Here is a 1951-nt window from a genome sequence, read left to right on the forward strand (position 1 = left end):
AAGGAAATCGAGCCGCGTGTCAAAACCTGCCAATACGCGCTGTGGAGTCCCAACACGGCGACCTCCAGTCCGGTTCCCGTCCTCGACGCCTTCCGCAAGGATGCGGAGGATATGGACATTCAGTTCCAGTGTTCGGAGCCATTCGTGAAGTGCCGGGGGAATCGGGTGTGGACCAAGACGCTGGCGTTCGACGCCGGCTATGTCGTCAATGCCGCCGGGCTCTACGCCGACCGCGTGGGACATGCCTTTGGCTTTGGAAAAAACTATGCAATCCTGCCGTTCAAAGGGCTCTACCTGAAGTCCAGCGAGCCCGCGGGCAGCTTCAAGACCAACATCTATCCCGTGCCGAACCTGCAAAACCCCTTCCTCGGCGTCCATGTGACGGTCACGGCCGACGGGCATCACAAGATCGGCCCGACGGCGATTCCCGCCTTTTGGCGGGAGCAGTACCAGGGGCTGGCCAACTTCGCTCTGGGCGAATTTTTCGAAACCGCCAGCCTCGGCTCGCAACTCATGCTCAAAGCCGATTTCGATTTCCGCAGGCTGGCCCGCGAGGAGTTGCGCAAATACAACCGCGCCCATCTCGTTGGCCTTTCGCACGCGCTCGCCACCGGGCTGGAGCTACCGACGCTTACGCACTGGGGACCATCGGGTATCCGCGCCCAGCTGCTGAATCTGAAGAAGAAGAGCTTGGAGATGGATTTTGTGTTCGAGGGCGATGGGAAGTCCTTCCACGTACTGAATGCAGTTTCTCCGGGTTGGACCTGTTCGATTCCTTTCACGGAATATATGATCGACCGAATGGAAAAGATGCAAAATGCAAACTAAGGGGATCAGGAAATGAAAGCGGTAATTATGGCAGGCGGATATGGTACCCGTATCAGCGAGGAAAGCGCGGTGCGGCCCAAGCCCATGGTCGAAATCGGTTCCGAACCGATTATCTGGCACATCATGAAAACCTATGCCCACTACGGTATAACGGATTTCATCATTGCCTGCGGCTATAAGGGACACATGATCAAGGAATACTTTTCCAAGATCTTCCTCTCCGAAGCCGATGTGACGTTCGATCTCGCAAACAACACCGTCAAATACCACCGCTCGCGCGTTGAGCAATGGCGGGTCACCTGCGTCGATACCGGGCTGAATAGCATGACGGGCGGTCGCCTTCGTCGCGTCCGCGAGTATCTCGATGGCGAAACCTTCTGCATGACCTATGGCGACGGGGTGGCCAATATCAACATTGCCGACGAAATCGAATTCCATAAGAAGTCGGGGCGCAAGGCCACCATGGCGGCGGTGCAGGCACCCGGCCGTTTCGGGGCGTTTACGCTGCGGCCGGGCCAGGTCGCGGTGGAGCACTTCCAGGAAAAACCCGATGGCGACGGGGCATGGATCAATGGCGGCTATTTCGTGCTTGAACCAACCGTTCTCGATTATATCGGTTCCGATGCCGAGATCTGGGAACGAAAACCCATGCAGCAACTCGCCCTTGACGGCGAATTGAACGCCTATCGCCATGCGGATTTTTGGCATCCGATGGATACTTTGCGCGACAAGCATGTGCTCGACGACCTGTGGGCATCCGGCAACGCGCCGTGGAAGGTTTGGGAGTAAATCATGATTTTCGAACCCGCACCTTTGAAAGACGCTTGGATCGTTCGGCAACAACCGATTGGCGATGACCGCGGTTATTTTGCTCGGGCCTTTTGCACGAAAGAATTCGAAGCACACGGCATTCCTTCGCGGTTTGTTCAGGTGAACACGTCGTTCAGTAAAGACGTTGGAACCTTGCGCGGCCTGCATTGGCAGGTCGATCCCGCGCCGGAACCCAAGTTCATGCGCTGCACGCGCGGTGCAATCTACGATATCATGGTCGATATGCGCCCTGATTCGCCGACCTATCTCCAGCATTTCGGCATTGAATTGACGCCGGATAACCAGACCATGG

At 56.7% G+C, this 1951-nt stretch carries 3 protein-coding genes; all 3 read left to right on the forward strand.

Translation table 11 applies throughout. The annotated features are described in order from the left end of the window. Nucleotides 1–828: NAD(P)/FAD-dependent oxidoreductase (locus ABYO54_RS16060; RefSeq protein WP_372809241.1), on the forward strand; the 828-nt coding region annotated here is incomplete at its 5' end. Nucleotides 829–840: 12 nt separating this feature from the next. After that, complete coding sequence (gene rfbF, locus ABYO54_RS16065) at nt 841–1617, forward strand: glucose-1-phosphate cytidylyltransferase (protein WP_372809242.1); 777 nt, start codon at nt 841–843, stop codon at nt 1615–1617. 3 nt (nt 1618–1620) lie between these two features. Then, the coding region (locus tag ABYO54_RS16070; protein WP_372809243.1) for a dTDP-4-dehydrorhamnose 3,5-epimerase family protein at nt 1621–1951 on the forward strand (331 nt) is incomplete at its 3' end.

It is taken from the genome of Pontiella sp. (assembly GCF_041622395.1).
In the GTDB taxonomy this organism is placed as follows: Bacteria; Verrucomicrobiota; Kiritimatiellia; order Kiritimatiellales; family Pontiellaceae; genus Pontiella.